The sequence below is a fragment of the Nocardioides sp. genome, from assembly GCF_035429765.1.
In the GTDB taxonomy this organism is placed as follows: Bacteria; Actinomycetota; Actinomycetes; order Propionibacteriales; family Nocardioidaceae; genus Nocardioides.
This window is the reverse complement of record NZ_DAOMFK010000208.1, coordinates 1-5435: the sequence shown is the minus strand read 5'-3', so window position 1 is coordinate 5435 and position 5435 is coordinate 1. Positions and strand designations below refer to the sequence as shown.

Here is a 5435-nt window from a genome sequence, read left to right as displayed (position 1 = left end):
TGAGGACGCCGGCGGCCGAGGTCGCCGCGCTCGGAGCCGGTGGGCTGTCGGGCCAGCCCCTGGCGGCCCGGGCGCTGGCGGTGCTCCGGCTGCTGCGCGGCCGGGTCGGCCCCGACCTGACGCTCGTCGGGGTGGGCGGGATCAGCACGGTCGAGGACGCCCGGGCCAGGCTCGACGCGGGTGCCACCCTGCTGCAGGCGTACACGGCGTTCGTCTACGAGGGGCCGCTGTGGCCCCGCAGGATCGTGAGGGGGCTGCGATGAGCTTCGGAGCACGGCTGCGCGACGCCATGGACCGTCGCGGGCCGCTGTGCGCGGGCATCGACCCGCACGCCGCGCTGCTGCACGAGTGGGGCCTCGACGACACGGTCGCGGGTCTGGAGCGGTTCGCGCTGACCGCGGTCGAGGGGCTGGCGCCGTACGTGGCGGCCGTCAAGCCCCAGAGCGCCTTCTACGAGCGGTTCGGCAGCCGCGGCGTGGCCGTGCTGGAGCGGGTGGTGGCCGAGACCAGGGCTGCGGGCGCGCTGGTGGTGCTGGACGTCAAGCGCGGCGACATCGGCTCGACCAGCCAGGCCTACGCCGACGCCTACCTCGACCCCGCCTCGCCGCTGGCCTCCGACGCGATCACGGTGAGCCCGTTCCTGGGGTTCGGGTCGCTCGGCCCGTTCGTGGAGACCGCCCGGCGCCACGACGCGGGGCTGTTCGTGCTCGCGCTGACCTCCAACAAGGAGGGCCCGGAGGTCCAGCACGCCCGCGCCGCCGACGGCCGGACCGTGGCCGGCACGGTGCTCGACCACCTGCGGGCCCTCAACGCGGGCGAGCAGCCGATGGGCTCCTTCGGCGCCGTCGTCGGTGCCACGATCGGCGGCACCGGCGAGGACGTCGCCATCAACGGCCCGCTCCTGGTCCCCGGGTACGGCGCCCAGGGCGGCACGGTCGCGGACCTGCGCCGTCTCTTCGGGAGCACGCTGCGCACCGTGGTCCCCAGCTCCAGCCGCGAGCTGCTCCGCCACGGCCCGGACGCCGCGGCCCTGGCGGAGGCCGCCCGCCGCACCAACGAGGCGCTCGCGGCGCTCCGGTGACCGCCGGGGGGCGCGTTGCAGCCCCCGGAGGCCCTTTACTAGATTGACGGCGTCCGCCCCCGAGAAGACGAGGAAGCCCGTGGCACTTCCCCCGCTGACCCCCGAACAGCGCCAGGCGGCCCTGGAGAAGGCTGCCGCGTCCCGACGGGAGCGGGCCGAGGTGAAGAACCGGCTGAAGAACTCGGGCGCCTCGATCACCGAGGTGCTCAAGGAGGGCCAGGACAACGAGGTGATCGGCAAGATGCGCGTGGTCGACCTCCTCCAGGCGATGCCCGGCCTGGGCAAGGTCCGGGCCCGGCAGGTGATGGAGCGGCTCGGGATCGCCGAGAGCCGCCGTGTCCGTGGCCTGGGGACCAAGCAGGTCGCCGCGCTGGAGCGCGAGTTCGGGGAGTCGTGACCCGCTCGCGGCTGGTCGTCCTGGCCGGCCCCACCGCGGCGGGCAAGGGCACGGTCGCCGCCGCGGTCCGCGAGGCCCACCCCGAGGTATGGATCTCGGTGTCCGCGACCACCCGCCCGCCCCGGCCCGGCGAGGTGGACGGGGTCCACTACCGCTTCGTCTCCGACCACGAGTTCGACGCGATGGTCGAGGCCGGGGAGCTGCTGGAGTGGGCGGTGGTGCACGGTGCGGCGAAGTACGGCACCCCGCGGGGCCCGGTCGAGCAGGCGCTGGCCGAGGGCCGACCGTCGCTGCTCGAGATCGACCTGCAGGGAGCCCGCCAGGTGCGCCGCACGATGCCCGAGGCGCTGTTCGTGTTCCTCAAGCCGCCCTCCTGGGAGGAGCTGGAGCGGCGGCTGGTGGGCCGCGGCACCGAGACGCCCCAGGAGCGGGCCCGCCGGCTGGAGACCGCTCGCGAGGAGCTCGCCGCCGAGAGCGAGTTCGACGTGACGATCGTCAACCACGAAGTTCACGCTGCCGCCGAGGAGTTGGTAGCCTTGATGACCGCGCCCCCTCCTGTCCCGGCGGGCGCCCCCACCACCGACGACTTGTGAGGCTCCTTCGTGTCTGGCCCGATCCCCGCCGCCGAGGGCGTGACCAACCCCTCGATCGACGACCTGCTCACCAAGACGGACAGCAAGTACAAGCTGGTCCTCTACAGTGCCATGCGGGCGCGGCAGATCAACGCCTACTACTCCCAGCTCGGCGAGGGCCTGCTGGAGTACGTCGGCCCGCTGGTGGACACGCACGTGCAGGAGAAGCCCCTGTCGATCGCGCTGCGGGAGATCAGCGCGGACCTGCTCACCTGCGAGGACGTCGACCCGGCGACGCTCGCGGCTGAGGAGGAGGCACGCGCCCAGGCGGCGCTGGACGCCTCGTTCGGGGCGACGGGCGACCCGTTCGCCGGCCAGGACTGAGCGCACCCGGCCGATGACCGCCAGGGTGGTGCTCGGCGTCTCCGGCGGCATCGCGGCGTACAAGGCCTGCGAGCTGCTGCGCCGCTTCACCGAGTCCGGGCACGACGTCACCGTCGTCCCCACCGCAGCCGCCCTCCGGTTCGTCGGCTCCGCGACCTGGTCGGCACTGTCGGGCAAGCCGGTGTCCGCCGAGGTCTGGGACGACGTGCACGAGGTGCGGCACGTGCGGATCGGCCAGGCGGCGGACCTGGTGGTGGTCGCTCCGGCGACCGCGGACCTGCTCGCCAGGGCGGCCCACGGCCTCGCCGACGACCTGCTCACCAGCACCCTGCTCACCGCGCGCTGCCCGGTCGTGATGGCCCCTGCGATGCACACCGAGATGTGGGAGCACCCCGCGACCGCGGCCAACGTGGCCACCCTGCGGGCCCGGGGCGTGGTCGTGCTCGATCCGGCCGAGGGCCGGCTCACCGGGGCCGACTCGGGCAAGGGGCGGCTGCCCGAGCCCGCGGAGATCTTCGAGGTGGCACAGGCGGTGCTGGCCCGCGACGCCGCCGGTGGCGGGGCCGACCTGGCCGGCCGCCGGGTCGTGGTGTCTGCCGGCGGCACCCGCGAGTACCTCGACCCGGTGCGGTTCCTCGGGAACCGGTCCTCCGGCCTCCAGGGGGTGGCGCTGGCCCGTGCGGCGGCCGCGCGCGGGGCGCAGGTCACCCTGGTGGCCGCGAACGTGTCGCTGCCGGACCCGGGCGGCGTGCGTGTGGTCCGGGTGGAGACCACCGCCCAGCTCCACGAGCAGATGCTCGCCGCCGCGGCCGACGCCGACGCGGTGGTGATGGCGGCGGCGCCCGCGGACTTCCGGCCCACCGCCGTGAGCGACGCCAAGATCAAGCGCCGCGCCGACGGCACCGCGGCCCCCCTCGAGCTCACCCAGAACCCCGACATCCTGCGCGAGCTGGCCGCCCACCGGTCGGTGCCGGGCCAGGTGGTGGTCGGGTTCGCCGCGGAGACCGGGGACGCCACCGGCTCGGTCCTCGAGCTGGCCCGGGCCAAGCTGGCCCGCAAGGGGTGCGACCTGCTGGTGGTCAACGACGTGTCCGGGGGCGCCGTCTTCGGCAGCCCGGACAACCAGGCGGTGATCCTGGCCGCGGACGGCGCCGCCGTGGAGGTGCCGCACGGCTCGAAGGCCGCGCTGGCGCACGTCGTGTGGGACCAGGTCGCCGCCCGGCTCGGCTGAGACGCTCTCGCCGGGGCGTGGCCGCGGGATAGAGTTCGCCCAGACCTCCCCTCGAGTCAGGAGTCGAACGACGTGGCTGGACGCCTCTTCACCTCGGAGTCGGTGACCGAGGGTCACCCCGACAAGATCGCCGACCAGGTCAGCGACACGGTGCTGGACTACCTCCTGCACCACGACCCCTCCAGCCGGGTGGCGGTGGAGACGCTGATCACCACGGGCCTGGTGGTCGTGGCCGGGGAGGTCACCACCAAGGCCTACGCCCCGGTGGCCAAGCTGGTCCGCGAGAAGATCCTCGAGATCGGCTACGACTCCTCCGACAAGGGCTTCGACGGTGCCTCGTGCGGCGTCCAGGTGGCCATCGGCGAGCAGTCGGGCGACATCGCCCAGGGCGTGAACGACGCCTACGAGGAGCGGCACGACCACTCCACCGACGTGCTCGACCGGCAGGGCGCGGGCGACCAGGGCCTGATGTTCGGCTACGCCTGCGACGACACCCCGCAGCTGATGCCGCTGCCGATCATGATCGCCCAGCACCTCTCCCAGCGGCTCGCCGAGGTGCGCAAGGAGGGGATCCTTCCCTACCTGCGCCCCGACGGGAAGACCCAGGTCACCATCGAGTACGACGCGGAGAACCGGCCGGTGCGCATCGACACCGTGGTGCTGTCCACCCAGCACAGCGAGGAGGTGCACCTGGCCGACACCCTCGAGCCGGACGTGAAGAAGCACGTGATCGACCCGGTGCTGGGCGGCTTCGACCTCCCCTCGTCCGGCTACCGGCTGCTGGTCAACCCGACCGGACGGTTCGTGGTCGGCGGTCCGATGGGCGACGCCGGCCTGACCGGCCGCAAGATCATCATCGACACCTACGGCGGGATGGCCCGCCACGGGGGCGGGGCGTTCTCCGGCAAGGACCCCTCGAAGGTCGACCGCTCCGCGGCGTACGCCATGCGCTGGGTCGCCAAGAACGTCGTCGCCGCCGGGCTGGCCCGCCGGTGCGAGGCGCAGGTGGCCTACGCCATCGGCACCGCCCACCCCGTCGGGGTGTTCATCGAGACCTTCGGCACCGGTCGGGTCCCCGACGAGCAGATCCAGCAGGCGGTGCTCGAGGTGTTCGACCTGCGCCCGGCCGCGATCATCCGCGACCTGGACCTGCTGCGGCCCATCTACGCCAAGACCGCGGCCTACGGGCACTTCGGGCGGGAGCTCTCGGAGTTCACCTGGGAGCGCACGCACCGGGCGGACGCCCTGCGCGCCGCCGTCCGTGGCTGACCGGCCGGCGTAGGCCGCGGCCGGGCTGTCGGTCGCGGCTGGTAGAAACGCCGCCATGGTTCCCGCCACCTCCGACCGCTCCGGGCAGCCCACCCTGCTGCCCGACCTGCGGGAGTCGGTGCGCAGGTCCCGGACGACCCCCCGCGCCACCGGGCCGCCCGAGCTCGCCGCGGTGGACCCGGTCGCCCGGGTGCTGGTCGACGTCCCGCTGGCGCACCTGGACCGGCCCTTCGACTACGCCGTCCCCGCCTCCATGGCGGCCGGCGCGGTGCCCGGCGCCCGGGTGAAGGTGCGCTTCGCCGGGCAGGACGTCGACGGCTTCGTCCTGGAGCGTGCCGCCCGCTCCGACCACCCCGGGCGGCTGGCGCCCCTGCGGCGCGTGGTGAGCGCGGAGCCGGTGCTTGCCCCCGAGATCGCGCTGCTCACCGGCCGCATCGCCGAGCGGTACGCCGGCACCCGCTCCGACGTGCTCCGGCTCGCGGTGCCGCCGCGGCACGCCGC

The 5435-nt window shown here is 74.4% G+C and carries 7 protein-coding genes and 1 pseudogene; all 8 read left to right on the top strand.

Annotated elements, in window-relative coordinates:
- Nucleotides 1-263 (top strand): annotated as a pseudogene (locus tag PLP61_RS14585) (quinone-dependent dihydroorotate dehydrogenase); the annotation flags it as partial.
- Complete coding sequence (gene pyrF / locus PLP61_RS14580) at nt 260-1081, top strand: orotidine-5'-phosphate decarboxylase (RefSeq protein ID WP_324503478.1); 822 nt, start codon at nt 260-262, stop codon at nt 1079-1081. The pseudogene PLP61_RS14585 and the gene pyrF, both read left to right, overlap by 4 nt.
- 79 nt (nt 1082-1160) lie before the next feature.
- A complete protein-coding gene (gene mihF, locus PLP61_RS14575) occupies nt 1161-1478 on the top strand; it encodes an integration host factor, actinobacterial type (protein ID WP_324503477.1) in 318 nt (105 codons plus the stop codon).
- Nucleotides 1475-2071: a guanylate kinase gene (gene gmk, locus PLP61_RS14570; RefSeq protein WP_324503476.1), complete on the top strand. Its 597-nt coding sequence runs from the start codon at nt 1475-1477 to the stop codon at nt 2069-2071. Before mihF ends, gmk begins: the two co-directional genes overlap by 4 nt.
- Nucleotides 2072-2080: 9 nt before the next feature.
- A complete protein-coding gene (gene rpoZ / locus PLP61_RS14565; RefSeq protein WP_324503475.1) occupies nt 2081-2434 on the top strand; it encodes a DNA-directed RNA polymerase subunit omega in 354 nt (117 codons plus the stop codon).
- 13 nt (nt 2435-2447) lie between these two features.
- Nucleotides 2448-3665 (top strand): bifunctional phosphopantothenoylcysteine decarboxylase/phosphopantothenate--cysteine ligase CoaBC, encoded by a 1218-nt coding sequence (gene coaBC, locus PLP61_RS14560; protein WP_324503474.1) that lies wholly within the window; start codon nt 2448-2450, stop codon nt 3663-3665.
- A gap of 72 nt (nt 3666-3737) precedes the next feature.
- Entirely contained in the window at nt 3738-4934 is a 1197-nt protein-coding gene (metK, locus tag PLP61_RS14555) for a methionine adenosyltransferase (protein WP_324503473.1), read from the top strand.
- A gap of 55 nt (nt 4935-4989) precedes the next feature.
- Nucleotides 4990-5435, top strand: a 446-nt coding sequence (locus tag PLP61_RS14550) for a primosomal protein N' family DNA-binding protein (RefSeq protein WP_502889071.1), incomplete at its 3' end; no start/stop codon positions are given.